This is a genomic window from Flavobacterium proteolyticum, from assembly GCF_015223105.1.
Lineage (GTDB): Bacteria > Bacteroidota > Bacteroidia > Flavobacteriales > Flavobacteriaceae > Flavobacterium > Flavobacterium proteolyticum.
The window spans coordinates 870,573-893,476 of record NZ_JADFTZ010000001.1; the positions used below are offsets into that span (position 1 = coordinate 870,573).

Here is a 22,904-nt window from a genome sequence, read left to right on the forward strand (position 1 = left end):
TAAAATGGACTATTTACCAATCACTTTTCACTAATTCCTCTTTTAAGGTACTTTATGTCCCATACTTTCTGTCCAGATAGCAAACCAATCTTGTTTGTCTAAAACTAACGATTTTGCTTTTATCAATTGTTGAATTCTTCCCGAATTAACTGTTCCGGCAACTGGAGAAATTCCAGCTGGATGTTGCATAATCCAAGCCAATAAAATAATATCAGAACCTATGTGATATTTCTCTACCAACTTAGCCAAAAGTTGACGCAATCTAAAAGTTTGATCCGTATTTTCTCTGAAAACAGTTCCTAACGGATTCCAAGCCATAGGTTTGATATTGTGGATTTGCATGTAATCAAAACTTCCATCTAACATGGCTTCATGATGTGTTGCCGAAAACTGCACTTGATTAAATGAAATTTCGGTTTTTTGACGCAAAAGTTCTGTTTGAAAAGGTGTGAAATTAGAAACCCCAAAAGATAGAATTTTTCCGTCTGCTTTTAATTTCGAAACGGCTTCGGCAATTTCGTCCGCTTGCATTAACGGACTTGGTCGGTGAAGTAAAAAAACATCCAAATAATCAGTTTGTAAATTTTTTAATGAATTTTCGGCTGACCAAATAATATAATCTTTTGAATATTCGTAATGTTTTATCGAATTATTAGGTCTATTTTCAGAAGTATATTGAATTCCACATTTAGTAATTAATTGAATTTTTTTGCGATCTATTTTACTTTCAGAAAGCGCTTTTCCAAACGAAGCTTCAGTGGTATAACCGCCATAAATATCGGCATGATCAAAAGTAGTGATTCCGTTTTCTATGAATAAATTAATTAAGTAAGTAAATTCATTGGTATTTAGGTTTTTATCCCAAACACCCCAATTCATAACTCCGGCAATAATAGGTGATAATTCTACAGACATAGTTGTTGTGTTTTTAATTTTTTCTTAAAATTATAAAATAGAATCATAAAACACTCATAAAATCAACCTTTTTTATGCATTTTTAACGCAATGTTAACAACTTAAAACCAAAAAAAAATTCAATTTGCAGTGTTAAAAAATGTTGTTAATTTCACACCGCCAAATACAATCATAAAATGGAAGAAAATACATCAACCTTAGACATTAGAGCAATTAATGAAAAGATTGAAAGAGAAAGTGCTTTTATAGACTTACTTACAATGGAAATGAATAAGGTAATCGTAGGTCAAAAACACATGGTCGAGCGATTATTAATAGGTTTGTTGGGTCAAGGACATATTTTATTGGAAGGAGTTCCTGGATTAGCAAAAACCTTAGCCATTAATACGCTTTCACAAGCTGTTCACGGTTCATTCAGTCGTATTCAGTTTACACCAGATTTATTACCTGCCGATGTGGTAGGAACCATGATTTACAACATCAAGCAAAATGATTTTAGTATCCGTAAAGGTCCAATTTTCGCCAATTTCGTATTAGCAGATGAGATCAATCGTGCGCCAGCAAAAGTGCAATCTGCTTTGTTAGAAGCGATGCAAGAAAAACAAGTTACTATTGGAGACGAAACGTTTAAGTTAGACAAGCCGTTCTTAGTAATGGCAACACAAAACCCGGTTGACCAAGAAGGAACCTATCCATTACCAGAAGCACAAGTTGACCGTTTCATGTTGAAAGTGGTTATCGATTATCCAAAAATGGAGGAAGAGCGTCACGTAATTCGTCAAAACTTAAAAGGTGCTTTTGAAAAAGTAAATCAAGTGGTTTCGTTAGAGCAAATTTTAAGAGCACAAGAAGCTGTTCGTGAAGTGTACATGGACGAAAAAATCGAGAAATACATCTTAGATTTAATTTTCGCAACACGTTATCCAGAAAAATATAAATTAGAAAGTTTAAAGCCATTAATCAGTTTTGGTGCTTCACCACGTGGAAGTATCAACTTAGCTACTGCTGCTAAATGTTACGCTTTCATTAAACGAAGAGGTTACGTAATTCCAGAAGACGTTCGTGCCGTTGTGTACGACGTTTTACGTCACAGAATTGGAATCACCTATGAAGCTGAAGCTGAAAATGTAACCACTGAAGACATAATCAGCAGAATTGTTAACGAAGTTGAAGTGCCTTAATCAAGTTGGCAGTGATCAGTTATTAGTTGGCAGTTATATTGCCAAATTAGCAAACTAAAATTTATAGTTATTAAAAGTTGAATTATTGATAATCTTTCAGCATAAAGTTAATCACTGAACACTTAAAACTGAACACTGATTACTAAACAAAAATGGATACCAAAGAAATTCTAAAGAAAGTTCGAAAAATAGAAATCAAAACCCGAAGATTGAGTGATCATATCTTTTCGGGAGAATATCACACGTCTTTTAAAGGACGCGGGATGACGTTTTCAGAAGTGCGCCAATACCAATACGGTGACGACGTAAGAGCTATCGATTGGAATGTAACCGCACGCTACAACGAACCATTCGTAAAAGTGTTTGAAGAAGAGCGCGAATTAACCATGATGTTAATGGTGGATATTTCGGGTTCGGAAAGTTTTGGTACAAAAAATCAATTAAAACGCGATATGATTACCGAAATCGCAGCCACGTTAGCGTTTTCGGCAACTCAAAATAATGATAAAATTGGTTTGCTTTTATTTTCAGACCAAATCGAATTGTTTATTCCGCCAAAAAAAGGAAAATCACACGTTTTGCGAATTATTCGTGAGTTAATCGAATTCGAATCGAAAAGCAAAAAAACCGATTTATCGCAAGCTTTGAAATATTTATCAAGCGTTTTGAAAAAGAAAGCCATCGTGTTTTTAATTTCCGATTTCATGGTGAAAGATTACGAACACACGCTGAAAATCGCTTCAAAACGTCATGATGTAACCGGAATCCGAGTGTTTGACCAAAGAGAAGAAAGCATTCCAAATATTGGAGTAGTAAATATGCTAGATGCTGAAACAGGCGAAACACTTTTGGTAGATACAACCTCCTATAAAGTGCGAATGGATTACGAAAAATACTATCGTGAAAACGTAAATTATTTCAAGGATATTTTTTCAAAATGTGGAGCGGGAACGATTAGTTCAAGAGTAGATGAAAGCTATGTAACCAAATTATTGGGTTATTTTAAAGCGCGTAATTAAGAAAAATGAAAAAGAAACTTTACTTATATATTGCTTTATTGTTCGGATTTTTGGGTTTTGCCCAACAAATCTCGTCTTCTATTGACTCAACTCAAATTAAAATTGGATCGCAATTCAATTTAACCATCAAAGCAAAAGTAAACGCTAAAGATAAAGTCGTTTTTCCAGATGGAAAGTTTTTTGGTGCTTTGGAAATATTAGAATCATACCCAATTGATACCGTAAAAAACGACAACCAATACGAATTAATCAAAAAGTACGGGTTAACCCAATTTGATTCGGGACGCTATGTAATTCCAAAATTATTAGTGAAAATCAACCAGAAAGAATTCCGTACCGATTCGCTTTCGATTTTAGTCAACGATGTAAAAGTTGATACCACAAAACAACAAATGTACGACATCAAAGACATCATCGCTACCGAAGAAAAACCAATGAGCGAATGGTGGAAATTGCTGATTTTATTAGTATTGATTGTGACTTCTGGATTTGCATCGTACTTTATTATCAAAAGATTGCAAAAAGACAAAGGACAAAAAGAAGAATTTTTCGCTTCGCCAATTGAAAAAGCGATTGCGTATTTGCAAAACTTAGATAAAAAACAATTGGTGCAACGTGGTGATGTCAAAGAATATTATTCTGAAATGACCGATATCACCAGAACTTACATTGAAGAATCAATTCATATTCCAGCGATGGAAAGTACTTCAAGTGAGTTAATGGAAGCGTTGAAAAAAGCGATTGCCGATAAAAAAATGTTTGTCAATCGTGAAGAATTAGATAAGTTCAAGAAAGTTTTAGAAAATTCTGATTTGGTGAAATTTGCTAAATCGCAACCCTTACCTTTTGAAATTGAAACCGATAAAAAAATCATCGATAAATTCTTATTGGTAATTGACAAAGCATTACCTAGAACCGAAGATCAAGCGGCAATTTTATTTGCTGAAGAAGTTCGTAAGAAGGAAATGCAAAAACAAAAAGCAAAACGTTTAGCGCTTTCAGCTGGAATTTCAGCCTTTTTATTGGTGGCTTCGATAGTGATTTTCGCTTATACGGTAGGATTTGATTTTGTGAAAGACAGTTATTTTGGTTATTCTACCAAAGAATTGTTGGAAAAAGAATGGATTACTTCGGAATATGGCGAACCTGCTATCATTATTTCATCGCCAAAAGTTTTAAAACGAACTATAGATGAGAAAATTCAAAACAATCTTCCAGAAAACGTAAAATCAACTAGTCGTTTTGCCTATGGAAATATTACAGATGACTTCTCAATTGTTTTAATTACAACCGCTTACAAAGATACCACGAAGATAGATTTAGATTTAGCTTTGGAAGCAGATTTAAAAGAGTTAGAAAAGTTTGGAGCTAAAAATATCATCGTAAAAACGGGTGAATTTGAAAATGTAAAAGGTCTTTCAGGTAAAAAAGCCTACGGAACATTCACGGCTTTAGACCTTGATAGTGAAGAAGATATTAAAATGCAGTACGACATTATGGTGTTGTCGCAACCTGGTGGTGCTCAAGAATTTTTCTTTATGTATAGAGAAGAAGACGAACATGCGAAGCAGATTATAGAGAAAATTCAGAATTCAATCGAACTAAGAAAAGCCAAGAAATAATGGGAAAAGTAACCTTTTTAAATCCGGAATTTTTATGGTTGTTTTTGGTTTTACCAATTGCAATTGGTTGGTTATTTTATAAAAGAAACCAACTTTCGGCAACGGTAAAAATGAGTTCATTAGAACCTTTCAAACAAAACCGAACATTCTTAGCCAAAGCCAAACCATTTTTATACGTTTTACGAATCTTAGCGTTGAGTTCTATTATCATAGCATTAGCAAGACCAAGAAGTGTTGATGTCACTTCAAAATCGAAAACCACAAAAGGAATCGATATTGTAATGGCAATCGACGTTTCGAGTAGTATGTTGGCTAATGATTTAAAACCAAATCGTCTAGAAGCATTGAAAAAAGTAGCTTCCACATTTGTGCAAGACAGAGTTAACGACAGAATTGGATTAGTAGTTTATGCGGGTGAAAGTTATACAAGAACTCCCGTAACTTCTGATAAAACTATCATTTTACAATCATTAAAAACCATCGAATATGATGATTCCATTATTGCTGACGGAACAGGAATTGGTGTTGGTTTAGCAACCGCAATTAACCGAATTAAAGACAGCAAAGCGAAAAGCAGAATCGTCATTTTATTAACGGATGGTGTGAACAATTCTGGAACCATCGATCCTAGAACGGCATCTGAAATTGCTAAAGAATACGGCATTAAAGTTTATACCATCGGAATTGGAACAAACGGTCAAGCGATGTTTCCTGTTGCGAAAGATGCGAATGGTAAATTGGTATTTAGAAAAATGCCTGTAGAAATTGATGAAAGCTTAATGAAAGAAATTGCAAAAGCAACCGATGCTAAGTATTTTCGAGCTACATCAAACAAAAAATTACAAGCCATTTACGATGAAATTAATAAGTTAGAAACCACCGAAATTGACGAGAAGAAATTCTACAATTACGACGAGAAATACAAACCTTTCGTGTTGATTGCTTTTGTATTGTTAGGTGTTGAGGTGTTATTACGAAATTCAGTTTTTAGAGGAATCGTTTAGAAAGAAAAACAATGTTTGAATTAGAAAGTCCAATATATTTTTACTTATTAGCACTATTACCCATAATAGTAGCACTTTTTCTATTCAATTTGTTTTGGAAAAGAAAAAGACAAGCTGTTTTTGCCGATTTGGAATTGTTTAATCAATTGGCACCAGAGAAATCGAGTTTTAAACCGGCCTTGAAATTAGGAGTTTTGTTGTTAGCATTGGCTTGTATTATTATTGCTTTGGTGAACCCAAAAATGGGAACGAAAATGGAAACCGTAAAACGTCAAGGAATTGATATTGTTTTTGCAGTCGACATTTCAAAAAGTATGCTAGCCGAAGACGTAGCACCAAATCGATTAGAAAAAACCAAGCAAATCGTTTCGCAAATCATCAATCAATTAGGAAATGACCGTGTGGGAATTGTTGGGTATGCAGGAAGTGCTTATCCAGTTTTACCCATGACAACCGATTACAGCATTGCTAAAATGTATTTGCAAAGTATGAATACCAATATGGTGTCTTCGCAAGGAACTGCTTTTAATGATGCCATTCAATTAGCTGTTGATTATTTTGATGTTAAAGATACTAGTAAATTAATTGTTTTAATTTCAGATGGAGAAGATCATGGTGATGGAGTAGATGATGCAATTGAAATGGCAAAAGAAAAAGGAGTTCGCATTATAACAATTGGTGTAGGAACCGAAAAAGGTGGTCCAATTCCGTTACGTGATGATAAAGGAACTATCGCTTCGTATAAAAAAGACCAAGAAGGACAAACGGTAATTACCAAGTTATATCCAGAAGTTTTAAAGAAAATTGCAGATAATACAAAGTCAAAATATATAGTAGGAACTACTACAAAAAATGTGGTTGAGGAAATAAAAAAATCCTTAGAAAAGATTGAAAAATCAGAATTCGAATCGCAGCAAATTGCTGATTTTGAATCACAATATCAATGGTTTTTAGCTTTAGGATTTTTATTATTGTTAGTTGATGTTTTCCTTTTGGAGAAAAAAACAGCATGGGTGCAAAAGTTGAACTTATTTAATGAAAAGAAACATGCGTAACATACTTTACATAGTGCTATTATTGAATAGTGTTTTGCTTTTCGGACAAGAAAAAGACAAAAATCTTTACAACGGAAATCAGTTATTTAAAGAGAAAAAATACGCTGATGCCGAAGCTGATTTTCGTGTAACCGAATCAAAAAAATCACCTAAAAAAGCAACAGCTGGATATAATTTAGGGAATAGTGTGTATCGTCAAAACCAACAAGGGGAAGCGCAAATCCGATATATCCAAGCCTTAGAACACGCGAAAACGAAAGAAGAAAAGCACCGAATTTATCATAATTTAGGTAACACTTTCATGTTGGATAAAAATTATGAAGCAGCAGCGGAAGCCTACAAGAATGCGTTGAGAAACAATCCAAATGACGAAGAAACGCGTTACAATTACGCTTTGGCAAAAAGAAAGAAAAAAGACAATCCACCTCCAAAAAACAATAAAAAAGACAACAAAGGTGGTGGAGGTCAAGATAAAAAACCACAACCAGAAAACAACAAAAACGATAAAGGAGACGACAAAAAAGATCAAGACAAGAATAAAGGCGAAGACAAAAAAGAAGACAAAGGTGACGGAGAGAAAAAAGAAGATAAAAACGAAAATCCAAAACCAAGTGGCGCCGACAAACAACGCATCGATAATATTTTAGATGCAGTTAATAATGCAGAGAAGAAAGTGCAGGACAAAGTGAATGCGAAGAAAGTGAAAGCACGTCCGGTTTCAAATGAAAAAGATTGGTAATTAATCATGAATTTTATAAAAAAAATAGTTGTTTTATTTCTTGTTTTTAACTCTCTATGGGGATTTTCTCAAGAAGAGAAAATAATTATTTCCGAAAAAGTTTCAAGCACAGAAATAGGTTTTTTTGATGTGCTAACGGTTGAATTTGAAATTAACACCAACGATGCTGAATTGATTGAGCCAACGTTCAATGATTTTGATTTTTATTCTCAAAAAAGTATAGCGAGTTCAGTCACAATAACAAACGGAATCAAGACTTCAAAAGTAACCCACAAGTACTATTTAAAGCCAAAAAAAATAGGATTATCAACAATAGAGGAAGTAACATTTGATTATAAAGGTAAAAAGTATCAATCTAATCCAATAATTATAAATATTAAAGGAGAAACGATTGAAAACGATCCTTTAAATACAGAAAATAAACTTTTTATAATTCCAGAAATTTCAAATTATAAACCGCATCGCTATCAGCCAATTACAGTAAAATATAAATTGTATTATGATAAAGATATTAAGCCATCTTCGATACAGTTAGATTTTGAAAAAGAATATGTAGATGATTTTTTTATTTATTCAATTTCAGAAAATGCCGATGCACCCTTTCTAGCTAATTATAACGGAAAAGAATATAATTGTGTTGTAATCAGGACTGACGTATTGCGATTTAAAGAGTTATATGATACCTATATCCACAATAAAATTATTGTTCATTATAATAAAGAAGTTTCTGAAATTGAAAACGAAAGTATTTTAAAGGCAGCAAGAAAAATAGTTCCAGTGGTTTCAGAGAGAATAAAGGTTCAAAACTTTGAAAACTTCAGATTACCCTATAATTATGTTTATCCTTACGGAAATTATAAAATTGATGTTATAGAACCAGAGAAAACTTCAATTAGAAAAAATAAAATTTTTGAAGTTCAGATTCAAGTTTATGGAGAAGGTTTTTTAGAAGATGAAATGATTCCTAAATTGAGATTACCTAATGGAATTGAAGTTGTTTCAGATGTAATACAAAATGAGAATACAATTGAGGAAACTAAAATTAAAACAATTGCCTCAAGAACATATAAGTTAAAAGCAATTATGGATGGTAAAATAGATTTTAAATCAATAGATTTCTATTTTTACGACGAAATTAATCAACAACACAAATCAATAAAGTCTAAAGAGTTTTCAATTATTGTAAAATAAAGAACGACTAAAACGAAAATGAAATTTTTAAAGCAAATACATATTGTACTTTTTTTTCTATCGGCTTTGTCTGTTTCCGCTCAAGTAAAATTTGAAGCGCAAACAGAAAGAAGTTCTTATGGTTTAAATGAGCGATTCCAATTGGTGTTTTCTATCAATAACGAAGGTGATAATTTTGTACCACCAAAGTTTCCTGGTTTTAAAGCAGAAGGACCATTCATCAATAAAGGAAACCAAACATCAATAACGATTGTAAATGGTAGAGTTAATCAAAAACGAGAAATTTCAACCCAAGTTATTTACTATTTAACACCTACTAAAAAAGGAACTTTTACCATTGGCGCAGCTTCAATTGAATATGATGGAACAGTTTATAAATCAGCTCCGATAAAAATTACAATTACTGATCCTATCCAAATGCCAACTTATCCAGGTCAACAACCAACGAATGTGAATTATGGAGAAGGAATTCATTTGGTGGCTGAAATGTCAACTAAGAATCCATATGTAAATGAACCAATTACGGTAGTTTATAAATTATATTTCGAACCTCGATCTACTGTTGGGAATTTTAGAAATTTCAAAGCACCAAAGTATAACGATTTCTGGAGTCAGTATATCGATATGAAGCAATTGCGTGCCGAACGTGGAAAATACAACGGAAAAGATTATAGTATGGTGGTGCTGCGCAAGGTAATTTTGTATCCGTTAGAAGCGGGTGCTAAAACTATAGAACCTTTCAAAATCGATTTAGATGCTGAGGTTCCAACTGGTCGTCGCGATTGGTTTGGCGAATATGAAATGCGAGTTATTGAAAAATCACTTTCAACAGGAACGCAAACCATTAACGTAAAACCACTTCCAGAAAACGGAAAACCAGAAAGTTTTACTGGAGCTGTAGGGAATTTCGATTTTAAAGTAACTCCATCAAAAACAGCATTAAAAGCAGGCGAATCCTTAGATTTAGAAGTAAGTGTTTCAGGTAAAGGAAACTTAAAATTATTTACTTTACCAAAACCCGTAGTTCCAAGTGCTTTAGAAATGTACGAACCATCGCATACCGAAAATGTACAAACGCCATTAACGGGTATGGTTGGAAAAGTTTCAGATAAATACACTATTATTCCACAGTTTAAAGGAAAATATACAATTAAACCGATGGAGTTTTCGTATTACGATTTGGTAAGTAAATCGTATAAAACTATTACTTCAAAAGAAATCACCATTGACGTAGCCGAAGGTGACGGAACGGTTGTGGCTAATACACCTAGTACGAATAAACAAGTCATTCAGAAAAAAGAAGTCTTTCAATTCAATAAGTTGAAAACGGAATTTGTTTCTGCTTCTAGAGAAGATTTCTTAGGTTCAGGATTGTTTTATAGTTTGTTATTTGCACCATTAGTATTGATTCCAATTGTGATGATTGCCAGAAAACAAAAAGAAGCAAAAGATGCCGATGTTGTAGGAAACCGAGTTAGAAATAATAACCGATTAGTAAAGAAATATTTATCGGAAGCTAAAAAACAAATGGGCGACAAAGTACCGTTTTATATGGCAATGGAAAAAGCATTACACAATTTCTTAAAAGCCAAATTACATATCGAAACGGTTGAAATGAGCAAAGACAATATCATCGAATTACTACAACAACGAAACGCATCCGAAGAAAGTATTAATCGATTTATGGAGTTAATGAACGATTGTGAATTCGCACGATACGCACCAGCAACCGATATCGCCATGACAAATGATTTTGAACGAGCTGTGGAACGAATTTCTGAACTTGAAAAACAATTGAAATAATGAAAAATAAATTTATACTATTCCTTTTGTTTTTGATTTCATTTGCCAATGCAAGTGAATCCATCGATGCTACCTTCAAAAAAGCAAACGATTTATATAACAAAGGCGATTACGAACAAGCGTTGCAATCTTTCGAAAGTATTGTAAACAAAGGCAACGAATCGGCAGATTTGTATTTTAATATTGCCAATTGTTATTACAAACTTGGAAAAGTAGCACCATCGATTTACAATTACGAAAAAGCATTGCTTTTAAACCCAGATGACGAAGCCATTCAAACCAATCTGTCATTTGCTCAAAAAATGGCAATAGACGATATTAAAATCCTTCCAGAAGTGGGTTTTAAGAAAATGGTTAAAGAGTTCACCAACACATTTCATTATGACACTTGGGCTAGGATTGCAGTATTTATCGCTTTCCTAAGTTTACTTTCCTTTTTAGGGTATTATTTTGGAAATACCGTATTTCTAAAACGAACATTTTTCAGTTTGTTTCTATTATTTTTAATTGGAATTGGAGTAACGGTTTTCTCCGCATTTTTACAGAAGAAATTCGACGCGAATTACAATCCAGCCATCGTTTTTGCAGAAGCAACAACTTTGAAAGCCGAACCTAAAAATAGTTCGGAAGATGTAGTAACGCTTCACGAAGGCACAAAAGTTTTTGTTTTAGAAGAATTAGGCAACTGGAAACAAGTAGAACTCACCGACAAAACCAAAGCGTGGATTGACAAAGAAGCGATTAAGGAAGTGAAGGAATAGTGTTCAGTGTTCAGTTGAAAGTGTTCAGAATTAGCTTGTTGAAGCTTTTACTCCTCACTCGCAACTTCCGACTTCAAACTGTCATACCAACCTTCAATCGTAGGATAAATCGCTTTTAAAATATTCTGAATTGGGTTATAAAAAATGGAATTCTCTCGTGTTTCTTTAGAAAGTAGCATGTTGTTGATGTTGATTTTCTCAAAAATAAAAAGCACAACACTCAACGCTAAAATTGTTTTCAATAAGCTAAAAATCACTCCAGCAATTTTGTTAATCCAACCTAAAAAAGCAAAATCTGCTAATTTGGTTAAAATTTTCGCACTCAAGTGTATTCCAATCACCACCAACAAAAACGTAATGATAAAAGCGGTTATTTCAATGTATTTTGGATTCCAACTTGGGAAAATTCCAGTAAAAACAGTGCCTACTAAATTTGAAAATTTAATCGCTAAGTAAATTCCTAAAATCAATGCTACGAAAGAAGCGACTTCTACAAAAAGTCCGTTTTTTAATCCTTTATAAACTGCAAAACCCAATAAAACTGCAAAAACAATATCAATAAAACTCATGCAAAAAGAAAATTGATGAAAGAATAAAGAACAAAGACGATAGATTGTGTAAAAAACAAAACCATCGATTATCTTTGCAAATCTAATATAGAAAGTTGGGAATAGTCTTTTTTCTTTTCTCTTTTTTCTTTCATCTATAAAACATGTCAAGAGACGAACAATTAAAACAGCGTTGGGAAAGCGTTGTCACTATATTATCAAATAAATTCGCAGATGGTGAAACCCTTGATTTAGAGGGAATCATTTATCTAATCGGTGTGCAAGAATTAGGAAAAATTCATGCTACATTCAAAAAAGATGAAAAAGTAAACCTAATGCACATCGCTATTTGTCGTTTGTTAGAGCCTTATGGTTACTACGAATTTGAATATTTCGACAACGATGGTTGGCCACATTACAAAGTAAAAGAAGAATTACCACCACTAAAAGCAGGTGAGCAAGCCGTACTAATGAAAGAAGCAATTGTAAGTTACTTTTTAGAGAAAGAGTTGATAGATTAATGATTTAAGATTAACGATTTATGATTTTAGAAGTTTTAGACAACTTGAAACTTGAAACTTGAAACAAAATCCATAAATTTGCACCTTTATACAACGAGCGATGACAGAAACGATTAAAGCCCATATTGAAGAAGTAAAAGCTTTTCAAACCGATAATAAAGAACAATTAGAAGCCTTCCGAATTAAGTATTTAGGAAGTAAAGGCTTGTTGAAAGATTTTTTTGCTGAATTCAAAAATGTTCCAAACGAACAAAAGAAAGAATTCGGACAAGTAATCAACGAATTGAAAACTTCGGCAGAAGAAAAGGTAAAAACCATTCAAGACGCTTTAGAAAATAAAGAAGAATCAAAAGGAATTTACGGTGATACAACGCGTCCGGGAGAAGCTATGAACATTGGTTCGCGCCACCCAATTTCTATTGTAAAAAATCAAATGATTGATATTTTTTCAACCATTGGGTTCAACGTGTCCGAAGGTCCAGAAATCGAGGATGATTGGCACAATTTTACCGCATTAAATTTACCAGAATATCATCCAGCACGAGATATGCAGGATACGTTTTTCATTCAAACCAATCCTGATGTTTTATTGCGAACACACACTTCATCAGTGCAAGTACGTTACATGGAAAATAACAAACCGCCTATTCGTACGATTTCTCCAGGAAGAGTGTTTCGTAACGAGGCAGTTTCCTCGCGTTCGCACTGTATTTTCCATCAAGTGGAAGGATTGTATATTGACAAAGACGTTTCCTTTGCCGATTTAAAACAGACTTTGTTGTATTTCACGAAAGAAATGTTCGGAAAATCGAAAATCCGTTTACGTCCGTCATATTTCCCATTTACAGAGCCAAGCGCTGAAATCGATATTTATTGGGGATTAAAAACTGAAACCGATTATAGAATTACCAAAGGAACCGGTTGGTTAGAAATTGGTGGTTGTGGAATGGTAGATCCAAACGTATTGAAAAACTGCGGTATCAATCCAGACGAACATACAGGTTTTGCTTTCGGAATGGGAGTAGAACGTATTGCCATGTTGTTGTATCAAATTGGCGATATTCGTATGTTTTATGAAAACGACGTTCGTTTCTTAGAGCAATTTAAATCATCAATTTAGTCATTGCGAGGAACGAAGCAATCTCACTTACTATGAAAAAAGACATTATCATCCCAAAAGTAGCAAACGTTCACATTGTAGCTTTTCAAGAATGGAACGACGATTTTATGGAGAATTCTTGGTACGCTTACTTAGTAAACGACACCGATGATTTGCTAGAAATGGCTATGGTAGTTTCACGCGCTTACGGTTTAATCAATGGCGAAGAACGCAAAACGGGAACTTTTCGTCATGCGTTTGCCAAAGTTGAACCAAGAACAGCTGTTAAAGTAGAATTGTTAGAAAACAACGTTTTACAATTGAATAACGAATTTATGTTATCGTATTTCGCAAACGGACAATTATACGATAAAACCTTCGTGTTCCGTGTAAACACCATCAACGAAAAAGCCACTGCCGATTTACCTATTATCAACAAAAGAGGTGTTTTTGCGAATTAGATTTGCGTAAATTAAAATAGTGAAACCACGAATGCACGAATTGATTTCTGTATTCGTGGTTTTTTGTTTTTAAAAAGAAAATATTTTTACCTTTAAGAAATTTTTTCAACAACACAACATGAAACCATTTCTTATTGCTTTAGCCTTTTTAACTACAACAATTTCCCAAGCACAAGATTACGCCAAACACGTCAACCCATTTATTGGAACAGGTGGTCACGGACACACTTTTCCGGGCGCAACTGTGCCTTACGGAATGGTCCAATTGTCTCCTGATACCAGAATTGACGGCAGTTGGGATGGCTGTGGCGGTTATCATTATTCCGATAATTTGATTTACGGATTTTCGCACACGCATTTGAATGGAACAGGTGTTTCGGATTATGGTGATATCATGTTGATGCCAACTATGGGCGAACCTTCGTTTGATAATAAAGTGTATTCTTCTACTTTTTTGCATGCCAATGAAAAAGCTTCCGCTGGATTTTACTCTGTGAAATTAGACAAACACAATATCGATGTACGTTTAACCACTTCAACCCGTGTTGGTTTTCATGAATATACGTTTAATAAAGCTGGAAATGCGAATATTATTATCGATTTACATCATAGAGATAAATTATTAGATGGAAAAATTCGTGTTATCGATAATAGAACTATTGAGGTTTTAAGAAGAAGTGAAGCTTGGGCTCGAGACCAATATGTGTATGCTCGAATAGAATTTAATGTTCCTTTAGAAATGAATAAGGCTATTGCTAATTCAGAATATTTAGGAAATATTACAAAAGCTAGTTTCTCCAAACAAGTCAAAAAAGGCGAAAAAATCCTCGTAAAAGTATCACTTTCGCCAACGAGCTATGAAGGAGCCAAATTAAACAGTTCTGAAATCAAACATTGGGATTTCAATAAAGCACACAAAGCCGCTATCGCACTTTGGAACAAAGAATTGTCAAAAATTGAAGTCACTTCCAATGATAAAGATAAGTTAGCGATTTTTTACACGGCTTTGTATCACACGATGATGCAACCGAATATCGCACAAGATTTAGACGGAAAATACCGCGGTAGAGACAATAAAATTCATGTTGCCGAAGGATTTGATTATTACACAGTATTCTCGCTTTGGGACACGTTTAGAGGAGCTCATCCGTTGTATACTTTGATTGATAAAAAACGAACTGCAGATTACATCAATACCTTCATTAAACAGTATGAACAAGGCGGTAGGTTACCAGTTTGGGAATTAGCTTCCAATGAAACGGATTGTATGATTGGCTATCATTCCGTTTCTGTAATTGCAGATGCGATGGTAAAAGGTATAAAAGGTTTTGATTACGAAAAAGCGTTTGAAGCCAGTAAAGCTTCTGCTATGCGTGATGTTTTAGGTTTGGATGCCTACAAGAAAAATGGTTTCATTTCGATTGATGACGAACACGAAAGCGTTTCTAAAACCTTGGAATATGCGTATGACGATTGGTGTATTGCCCAAATGGCTCAAATTTTAAATAAGCAAGAAGATTATCAATATTTCATGAAACGTTCTCAAAATTGGAAAAACATTTTCGATTGGGAAACGGGTTTCATGCGTCCAAAGAAAAACGGAGGTTGGGACAAACCTTTCGACCCAAGAGAAGTCAACAATAATTTTACTGAAGGAAATTCTTGGCAATACTCGTTTTTCGTGCCACAAGATATTGAGGGAATGATTCAAGCTTACTGCGGACCAGCTAAATTTGAAGCCAAGTTAGACGAAATGTTCAACAGTGAAAGTAAAACCACAGGTAGAGAACAAGTCGATGTTACGGGTTTAATCGGACAATATGCGCATGGAAACGAACCAAGTCACCACATGGCGTATTTGTACAATTATGTTGGGAAACCAGAAAAAACGAATGCAAAAGTCAAGTATATTTTAGATAATTTTTACACAAACACACCAGATGGTTTAATTGGAAATGAAGACTGTGGGCAGATGAGCGCTTGGTATGTATTGAGTTCGATGGGGATTTATGCGGTGACTCCAGGAAAACCAGAATGGCAAACAGTTATACCTTATTTCGAAAAGATAAAAGTTAATTTTGAAAATGGAAAAAATGACATTTTAACTAAAAATGATGTTGTACAAAGAAATTATAATTTTGGTTTTTTTGAGCAAAATTTTGGTAACATCTATGATGTTTCAGAAGTTGAAATAAAAAAGTTTATCTCAGTTCCTGTAATTCAAGCGGAAAGCAAATCATTTAAAGATAAATTGAAAATTGAATTGAAATCAAAGGAAAATCAAGAAATATATTACAAAGTTTTTGACAAAGATACTAGTATGGTTATGATTAATTTTAAAAAGTATGAAAAACCATTTTATATAGAAAAATCAAGTTTAGTTTTGGTTTATAATGAAGAGAATGGGCAAAAAAGTAACACAATTTCCGCAACCTTTTTCAAAAAACCCAATAATTACAGTATCAATATCAAATCGGTTTACAATCCGCAATATCATGCCGGTGGTCCAGAAGGGTTGTTAGATGGTATTTTAGGAACGGAGAACTGGAGAAAAGGCGATTGGCAAGGTTATCAAAGTCAGGATTTTGAAGCGGTTGTCGATTTAAAAGAAATGAAAGAGTTAAAATCGTTTAAAGCAAATTTTTTACAAGATAGTCGCTCTTGGATTTTAATGCCAACTCATTTAGAGTTTTTAATTTCAACAGATAATGTCAATTTTACTTCTGTTGGAAGTCTTGATATTGCTAAAAATAGTGGAATTGATCCAAAAGATGAAAATTCATTTACTAGAGAATTTGGAGTTCTTTTAGAAAAGAAAAAATCAGCACGTTACGTAAAAGTCATCGCAAAAAACTTCGGTAAATTACCAGAATGGCATCAAGGCGCTGGTGGCGACGCGTTTATTTTTATAGATGAAATAACAATTGATTAACAACTTAGCGCTCTTTTTAGTTTTAATTTTACAATTGTAAATAAATGAAACATGAAAAGAGCGCTTTTTTTTATTGTATTTTTAATTTTATCAAACACTATTTCGGCTCAAGTTGTTTTTGAACCTTCTTTAAAGGAAGCGTTTAAAAAGGCTAAAGAGCAAAACAAGATTGTTTTTATCGAATATTACAATTCCGATTGTCCTGTTTGTAAACGTTTGGGTGATTTACTTAAAAACGATTCTTTAGTTGCCAATTACTACAACAAAAACTTCATTAATTATGCTATGAATACCAACGGTTCTTTAGCAGAAGATGATAATGCATTTATTTCCGAAGCGAATCTTCATTTTGAAAGTGTTCCCGTGCTTTTATATTTTGATGCGAGTAAAAAATTCATTCATCATAGCGGTGTAAATGTCGAATCTGAACATCTAATAAATGAAGGAAAGAAAGCGAAAAACCCCGATTTTAGAACTTCTAGTTTAAAAGCAAAATACGAAAAAGGAGACCGAACAGTAAAAACACTTTATGCGTATTGTGATTTACTTTTGGTCAATAAAAATGAAACTTTACTCAAAAAAGTATCTCAAGAACTTTTCGAATCGTTCAAAAAAGAAGAATTACCAACCAAAAAGAGTTACATTATCTTAAAACAAGTAGTAACTTCTACCGAAAATGGCTTTTTTCAGTATTGGATAAATAATTTGGACAACTTAAAAGACTTTGAAACAGGCTATAAAGCTGGAACCGAAAAATCATATCTAGAGAAAATTGTTCTAAAAGAATTGAATGATAAGACTATTAAAAGTTGGGATGCATCCAAAAAAGATAAATTCAAAGATTACATTTTGAAATTAAAAATCACGGACAATCCAGAAGTGTATTTTGAATAGTATTAATCCTTATCAGGAAACAACAAAGAAGCGATTACAGACAAGATTAAAGCTCCACCCACAACAGATAAAGATAAACTTGTAGGAACGTGGTAAAACGGCGCTATAATCATTTTAGTTCCGATAAAAGCCAGTATAAATCCTAATCCATATTTCAATTTACTGAACATATACATAAAGTTCGCCAAAAGGAAATACAACGAACGCAATCCTAAAATTGCAAAAATATTCGACGTATAAAGAATAAAAGGATCGTCTGGAGCAATAGCAAAAATCGCTGGAATACTGTCAATCGCAAATAATAAGTCAGTAAATTCAACGATAGCAACCACTACAAACAAAGGCGTTGCCATTTTGATTCCGTTTTGAATGGTGAAAAATTTATCGCCATCAAAATTCGGACTTACTTTAAAAAACTTGTGTACAAATTTTGAACCGGCACTTTTGCTAAAATCTTTACTTCCTTCATCTTCTTCCTGACTTAATGCCGATTTAATTCCGGCAACAATCAAAATAATTCCGAAAAGGGTAAGCAAATAGTTGATTTCGACTAGTTTTCCAAAAAGTTCCATTTCGGGCAAATACGTATAGTTCAGTAACCAAACGCCCGCAAAAATAAAAATTGCTCTAAACACTAAAGCACCAATTACACCCCAAAATAATACTTTGTGTTGGGCTTCTTTTGCTACGTTGAAGTATCCAAAAACTAAAATAAAAACAAATAAATTATCTACCGAAAGTGCTTTTTCAATCCAATACGCGCCTTGAAATTGCATGAATTTTTCGGCTCCCATGTAATGATAAATAATTCCACTAAATCCCATTGCCAATGAAATCCAAATCACCGACCAAATAGCTGCTTCACGATTAGAAATTACGTGACCTTTTTTATTTAAAACTCCTAAATCTAATACCAACATAGCAATGATGGTAATGGTAAAAGCCGAAATAATTCCAGGATGATCGATTAAATGATCAATAGCACCGGTTTTTAGTGAAAATAGCATGGGTTTTTAGTTTAATTTTTCTGTCAAGGCTTTAAAAACGGTTTTAGCGTCTTTGTTTTCGTATAAAATTTCGTAAACGGCATCAATAATTGGAGTATCAGCTCCGTATTCTTTGTTTAATTTGTAGGCACTTTTTACAGCGTAATAACCTTCAGCCACCATGCTCATTTCCATTTGTGCTGATTTTACGGTGTAACCTTTTCCAATCATGTTTCCAAACATTCTATTTCTAGAAAATACCGAATATCCAGTTACCAATAAATCACCCAAATAAGCAGAATTATTAATATTTCGCTTCATTTTGTGCACTTTACGAATGAATTTCTTCATTTCTCGAATACCGTTACTCATCAAAACCGCTTGAAAGTTATCGCCATAGCCTAAACCATGAGCAATTCCGGCTGCAATTGCGTAAATATTTTTTAAAACGGCTGCATATTCAGTTCCAATAATATCATCAGTAGTTTTTGCTTTGATGTAATGTGAACTTAGATTTTTTGCAACATATTTCGCTTTTTTTCTATCACTACACGCAATGGTTAGGTACGATAAACGTTCCATTGCTACTTCTTCTGCATGACAAGGACCTGTAATTACCCCAATATTTTCAAATGGAATATCGTATTTGGTATGAAAATGTTCGCCTACAATCAAACTTGATTCAGGAACAATTCCTTTAATAGCTGAAAAAATGATTTTCCCTTCCAAACTTTCAGTCAAATTTTCTAATTCTTTGCTTAAAAAAGCTGATGGAACCACAAAAATAATGTAATCAGCATAAGCAACCGCTTCGTTGATATCGTTTGTAAGTTTTAATTTATTGGTGTCAAACGCAACCGAGCTCAAATAATTTGGGTTGTGTTTTTGATGTTTTAAATGCTCAATAGCATAAGTACTTCGCATGTACCAAGCAATTTCGTCTTGATTTTCACAAAGCATTTTCGCAATTGCAGTAGCCCAACTTCCTCCTCCAATGACGGCAAATTTTGGCTTTTTTTCCATTTTACGATTTAATTTAGAACATCAAAAATAGGCATTTAAAAAGGATTTACAAAAAACGTTTGCGAAACTCTTTTTAATACAAAGGCACGAAGATAAACTCCGTGCCTTTATTATGATGAATACATATTTTTTAATAACTCATTTCTACAATAGCTCTCACTTTTTCAAGCGTGATGTTTTGCTTTTCACCCATGGCTTTCCAGCCTCTTTCTTCGAAACGATTTACGATGAAATCAGCTGTTTTTTCGATGTTTTCTGCGTTTTCTGAAATTTTGGTTTTCATGCCCATTTTGTGGAAGAAATCAACCGTTTTTTCAATCGCTTTTTCTGCAATTTCATCTGTTGAATTGCCTTGAATGTTCCAAACACGTTGGCCGTATTGTGCTAATTTGTCTTTTTTCGTATCGAACATGACACGGTATAAATTTGGGCCGATAATTGCCAATGTTCTTGCGTGGTCAATTTCGTATAAAGCCGTTAATTCATGACCAATCATGTGCGTTGCCCAATCCGAAGGAACTCCTTTTTGAATTAAGCCATTCAATGCCATGGTTGCACTCCAAACAAAGTTGGAAGCTATTTTATAATCGCTCGGATTTTCCACTACATCTGGACCAATTTCAATTAGCGTTTGTAAAATACTTTCTGAAATTCGGTCTTGTAATAAAGCGTCGTGCGTATACGTTAAATATTGCTCCATAACGTGTGTGAACGCATCCACAACTCCGTTTTGCAATTGTCTTTTTGGTAAAGAAGTAATTACCGTTGGGTCAACAATTGAGAAAACTGGAAACAAAGCACTTCCACCTAAAGTTAGTTTTTCTTGAGTAGCTTCAATCGTAACCACAGCGCCTGAATTCATTTCCGAACCGGTTGCTGGTAAGGTTAAAACGGTTCCAAAAGGAATCACTTTAGCAACATCTTTGAATAAAATTCGTTTTTTTAGAATATCGGCTTCATCACCTTCAAAATTAACAGCTGCCGAAATAAATTTCACGCCATCAATCACGCTTCCGCCACCAACAGCTAGAATAAACCCGATTTTTTCAGCACGAATAATTGCAACCGCTTTCATCAAGGTTTCAAAACGAGGATTCGGTTCGATACCACCAAATTCCACAATATCGTGATTCGGCAAAGCCGCTTTTACTTGGTCATAAACACCATTTTTGAAGATACTTCCGCCGCCATAAGCGATAAGAATTTTAGTATTTGTTGGAACTAAATCAGTTAGTTTAGCAATTTGTCCTTTTCCAAAGACATAATTTACTGGATTGTATAATTCGAAGTTTAGCATAACATTTTATTTTTAAGAATACAAAGTTACGCAATGGGATTGGGAACGAATGGTAAAGGAATGTTAAGAATGATTTCGATTAGAATTATATCTATTTCTGAAAAAATTCATTGTTACTATAATTTCTTCGGGGTTTGAATAATTATACAAACCAAAACGTTCTTTTTTACCAGTTTTCATAAAGATTTCCAAATAATAGTTGGAATTTTTTTGTTTGTGTTCAATCGTAAAACCATAATCATAAATTTGATTCCATGAATGTTGGGTTTTATTAATTTCAATTCCTGCTTCTGAAATTTTAATTTCTTCTATTTTTTTTGTTTTATTAAACCAAACAATAAGTGCTAAGACGACTAATAAACCCCAAATAATATACCTACTAAATATATCTTCAATCGCACGAAATCCAAAAATAAAAATCATAAATCCAAAAATAAAATAGATGTATTTATCTGAACCAGTATTATTAAAAACGATTTCTTTACTATAATTCTCGATCATTGAACCATATTCTTTTGACCTAACAAAATATGGATTATCAAAAATATAATCGATTACTGAATGCTTCTTTTTCGGTTGCTTTTCGATTAGCTTTTCTAGTTTAGGATTTTGCATTCGGTTACTTCTTATAAAACAAATTATGTTCCATATATTCCCAAACTTTATTGGGTAACATTGGTACTACATTTTTACCGTTTTTAATGCTTTCACGAATGAATGTGGAAGACAATTCGATTACAGGCGCGCCAACTCGATGAATTTTTTGATGATTTACAAATTGTTCATCAATTTCACCTGAATTTAGTCGCGGATAGACATAAATATTGTGGTTTTGCAAAATGACTTGGTAGTTTTTCCACTTGTGGAGCGAGTTCAAATTGTCTTCGCCCATGATTAACGAAAATTCGTGTTTCGGAAATTTTTCTTGTAAATGCGCTAAAGTATTTACGGTATAATTCGGCTGCGGTAATTTGAATTCGATATCCGAAGGTTGAATTTTTGGGTAATCTTCGGTTGCCAAATGCACCATATGCAAACGATGGTAATCATCTAACAACGAACTTTTCTGTTTGTGTGGATTGTGGGGCGTAACCACCATCCAAATTTGATCCAAATCAGAATGCTCCGCCATATGATTGGCAATAATTAAATGCCCAATGTGAATGGGATTAAACGTTCCGAAATATAGACCTATTTTCATTTTCAAACACTAATTTCACAAATTATCACGAATTCAAAATAATTAAATCTCACAAAATTTGTGCTAATTCGTGGAATTCGTGTTGATGAATTTTTTCACTAACTGATACGCTTCTTCTTTTGCCACATCTAAATCATAATTTTTGATGATGGTGTCAAATTGTGGTGCAGTTGCTAATTCTACTGATGCTTTCGCGATACGCATATTGATTTTGTCTTCGCTTTCTGTGGAACGTTGTTTTAAGCGGCGTTTTAATTCGTCAACGCTTGGTGGTTTTACAAAAACAGCTAAAGTTTCGTTTGGAAATTTGCTTTTAATACGCAATCCACCTGCTACATCAATGTCAAAAATTACGTGTTTTCCTAAAGCCCAGATGCGTTCTACTTCGGTTTTTAAAGTGCCGTAGAAATTATCAGTATAGACTTCTTCCCATTCTACGAAATCTTCTGCTTTAATGTGCTTTTTGAATTCATCCCATGAGATGAAATAATAATCTTTTCCATCTACTTCTTCGCCACGAGGCGCACGCGTTGTACACGAAATCGAAAATTCTAAATTCAAATCGGGTTGGGCTAATAAATGTCTTACTATAGTGGTTTTTCCTGAACCTGATGGCGCAGAGAATACTAATAATTTTCCTTTCGTCATTGTG

At 33.6% G+C, this 22,904-nt stretch carries 22 protein-coding genes; 14 read left to right on the forward strand and 8 right to left on the reverse strand.

The window, feature by feature from the left end; all coding sequences use genetic code 11:
- Window positions 1–42 precede the first annotated feature (42 nt).
- Window positions 43–915, reverse strand: a complete 873-nt coding sequence (locus IM755_RS03880; protein ID WP_194093771.1) for an aldo/keto reductase — start codon at window positions 913–915, stop codon at window positions 43–45.
- Between the two features lie 176 nt (window positions 916–1,091).
- On the opposite strand from IM755_RS03880, the gene IM755_RS03885 reads away from it, so the two are divergent.
- From IM755_RS03885 to IM755_RS03925, 9 genes are all read left to right on the forward strand, one after another.
- Window positions 1,092–2,096, forward strand: coding sequence for an AAA family ATPase (locus tag IM755_RS03885; protein WP_194093773.1), 1,005 nt, complete (start codon window positions 1,092–1,094; stop codon window positions 2,094–2,096).
- Between the two features lie 152 nt (window positions 2,097–2,248).
- Window positions 2,249–3,115 (forward strand): DUF58 domain-containing protein, encoded by an 867-nt coding sequence (locus IM755_RS03890; protein ID WP_026725119.1) that lies wholly within the window; start codon window positions 2,249–2,251, stop codon window positions 3,113–3,115.
- Between the two features lie 5 nt (window positions 3,116–3,120).
- On the forward strand, window positions 3,121–4,737 hold the full coding sequence (locus IM755_RS03895) for a BatD family protein (protein ID WP_194093775.1): 1,617 nt from the start codon (window positions 3,121–3,123) through the stop codon (window positions 4,735–4,737).
- Window positions 4,737–5,741, forward strand: coding sequence for a vWA domain-containing protein (locus tag IM755_RS03900; protein WP_194093778.1), 1,005 nt, complete (start codon window positions 4,737–4,739; stop codon window positions 5,739–5,741). Before IM755_RS03895 ends, IM755_RS03900 begins: the two co-directional genes overlap by 1 nt.
- An 11-nt stretch (window positions 5,742–5,752) precedes the next feature.
- Window positions 5,753–6,796: a vWA domain-containing protein gene (locus tag IM755_RS03905; protein WP_194093780.1), complete on the forward strand. Its 1,044-nt coding sequence runs from the start codon at window positions 5,753–5,755 to the stop codon at window positions 6,794–6,796.
- Window positions 6,789–7,535 carry a tetratricopeptide repeat protein gene (locus IM755_RS03910; protein ID WP_194093782.1) on the forward strand — a complete coding sequence of 249 codons (747 nt, stop codon included), beginning with the start codon at window positions 6,789–6,791 and terminating at the stop codon, window positions 7,533–7,535. Before IM755_RS03905 ends, IM755_RS03910 begins: the two co-directional genes overlap by 8 nt.
- A 6-nt stretch (window positions 7,536–7,541) precedes the next feature.
- Window positions 7,542–8,726, forward strand: coding sequence for a BatD family protein (locus IM755_RS03915; protein WP_194093784.1), 1,185 nt, complete (start codon window positions 7,542–7,544; stop codon window positions 8,724–8,726).
- 18 nt (window positions 8,727–8,744) lie between these two features.
- Window positions 8,745–10,529, forward strand: coding sequence for a BatD family protein (locus tag IM755_RS03920; RefSeq protein ID WP_194093786.1), 1,785 nt, complete (start codon window positions 8,745–8,747; stop codon window positions 10,527–10,529).
- Window positions 10,529–11,290 (forward strand): tetratricopeptide repeat protein, encoded by a 762-nt coding sequence (locus IM755_RS03925; RefSeq protein ID WP_194093788.1) that lies wholly within the window; start codon window positions 10,529–10,531, stop codon window positions 11,288–11,290. The genes IM755_RS03920 and IM755_RS03925 overlap by 1 nt, the downstream gene beginning before the upstream one ends.
- A gap of 47 nt (window positions 11,291–11,337) precedes the next feature.
- On the opposite strand, the gene IM755_RS03930 is transcribed toward IM755_RS03925, so the two are convergent.
- The gene (locus IM755_RS03930; protein WP_194093789.1) at window positions 11,338–11,859 is read right to left on the reverse strand and encodes a CvpA family protein; all 522 of its coding nucleotides are present in this window, start codon (window positions 11,857–11,859) and stop codon (window positions 11,338–11,340) included.
- A 143-nt stretch (window positions 11,860–12,002) separates the two neighbouring features.
- Between IM755_RS03930 and IM755_RS03935 the strand changes: the two genes are divergently transcribed.
- From IM755_RS03935 to IM755_RS03955, 5 genes are all read left to right on the forward strand, one after another.
- The gene (locus tag IM755_RS03935; protein ID WP_194093791.1) at window positions 12,003–12,359 is read left to right on the forward strand and encodes a hypothetical protein; all 357 of its coding nucleotides are present in this window, start codon (window positions 12,003–12,005) and stop codon (window positions 12,357–12,359) included.
- A gap of 100 nt (window positions 12,360–12,459) precedes the next feature.
- The gene (gene pheS, locus IM755_RS03940) at window positions 12,460–13,479 is read left to right on the forward strand and encodes a phenylalanine--tRNA ligase subunit alpha (protein ID WP_194093792.1); all 1,020 of its coding nucleotides are present in this window, start codon (window positions 12,460–12,462) and stop codon (window positions 13,477–13,479) included.
- A gap of 32 nt (window positions 13,480–13,511) precedes the next feature.
- On the forward strand, window positions 13,512–13,919 hold the full coding sequence (locus IM755_RS03945; protein WP_194093794.1) for a hypothetical protein: 408 nt from the start codon (window positions 13,512–13,514) through the stop codon (window positions 13,917–13,919).
- A gap of 118 nt (window positions 13,920–14,037) precedes the next feature.
- On the forward strand, window positions 14,038–16,851 hold the full coding sequence (locus IM755_RS03950; RefSeq protein ID WP_194093795.1) for a GH92 family glycosyl hydrolase: 2,814 nt from the start codon (window positions 14,038–14,040) through the stop codon (window positions 16,849–16,851).
- A 51-nt stretch (window positions 16,852–16,902) separates the two neighbouring features.
- Window positions 16,903–17,745, forward strand: coding sequence for a thioredoxin family protein (locus tag IM755_RS03955; protein WP_194093797.1), 843 nt, complete (start codon window positions 16,903–16,905; stop codon window positions 17,743–17,745).
- 2 nt (window positions 17,746–17,747) lie between these two features.
- Here IM755_RS03955 and IM755_RS03960 read toward each other — a convergent pair whose 3' ends face one another.
- From IM755_RS03960 to gmk, 6 genes are all read right to left on the reverse strand, one after another.
- Window positions 17,748–18,725, reverse strand: a complete 978-nt coding sequence (locus tag IM755_RS03960; protein ID WP_194094471.1) for a TerC family protein — start codon at window positions 18,723–18,725, stop codon at window positions 17,748–17,750.
- A gap of 33 nt (window positions 18,726–18,758) precedes the next feature.
- Window positions 18,759–19,754, reverse strand: a complete 996-nt coding sequence (locus tag IM755_RS03965) for an NAD(P)H-dependent glycerol-3-phosphate dehydrogenase (RefSeq protein WP_194093799.1) — start codon at window positions 19,752–19,754, stop codon at window positions 18,759–18,761.
- Window positions 19,755–19,884: 130 nt separating this feature from the next.
- Window positions 19,885–21,051 (reverse strand): iron-containing alcohol dehydrogenase, encoded by a 1,167-nt coding sequence (locus tag IM755_RS03970; RefSeq protein WP_194093801.1) that lies wholly within the window; start codon window positions 21,049–21,051, stop codon window positions 19,885–19,887.
- Between the two features lie 63 nt (window positions 21,052–21,114).
- Window positions 21,115–21,666 carry a hypothetical protein gene (locus IM755_RS03975; RefSeq protein WP_194093803.1) on the reverse strand — a complete coding sequence of 184 codons (552 nt, stop codon included), beginning with the start codon at window positions 21,664–21,666 and terminating at the stop codon, window positions 21,115–21,117.
- 4 nt (window positions 21,667–21,670) lie between these two features.
- Window positions 21,671–22,252 carry a nicotinate (nicotinamide) nucleotide adenylyltransferase gene (gene nadD, locus IM755_RS03980; RefSeq protein WP_194093805.1) on the reverse strand — a complete coding sequence of 194 codons (582 nt, stop codon included), beginning with the start codon at window positions 22,250–22,252 and terminating at the stop codon, window positions 21,671–21,673.
- A gap of 63 nt (window positions 22,253–22,315) precedes the next feature.
- A complete protein-coding gene (gene gmk / locus IM755_RS03985) occupies window positions 22,316–22,900 on the reverse strand; it encodes a guanylate kinase (protein ID WP_194093807.1) in 585 nt (194 codons plus the stop codon).
- Window positions 22,901–22,904 lie beyond the last annotated feature (4 nt).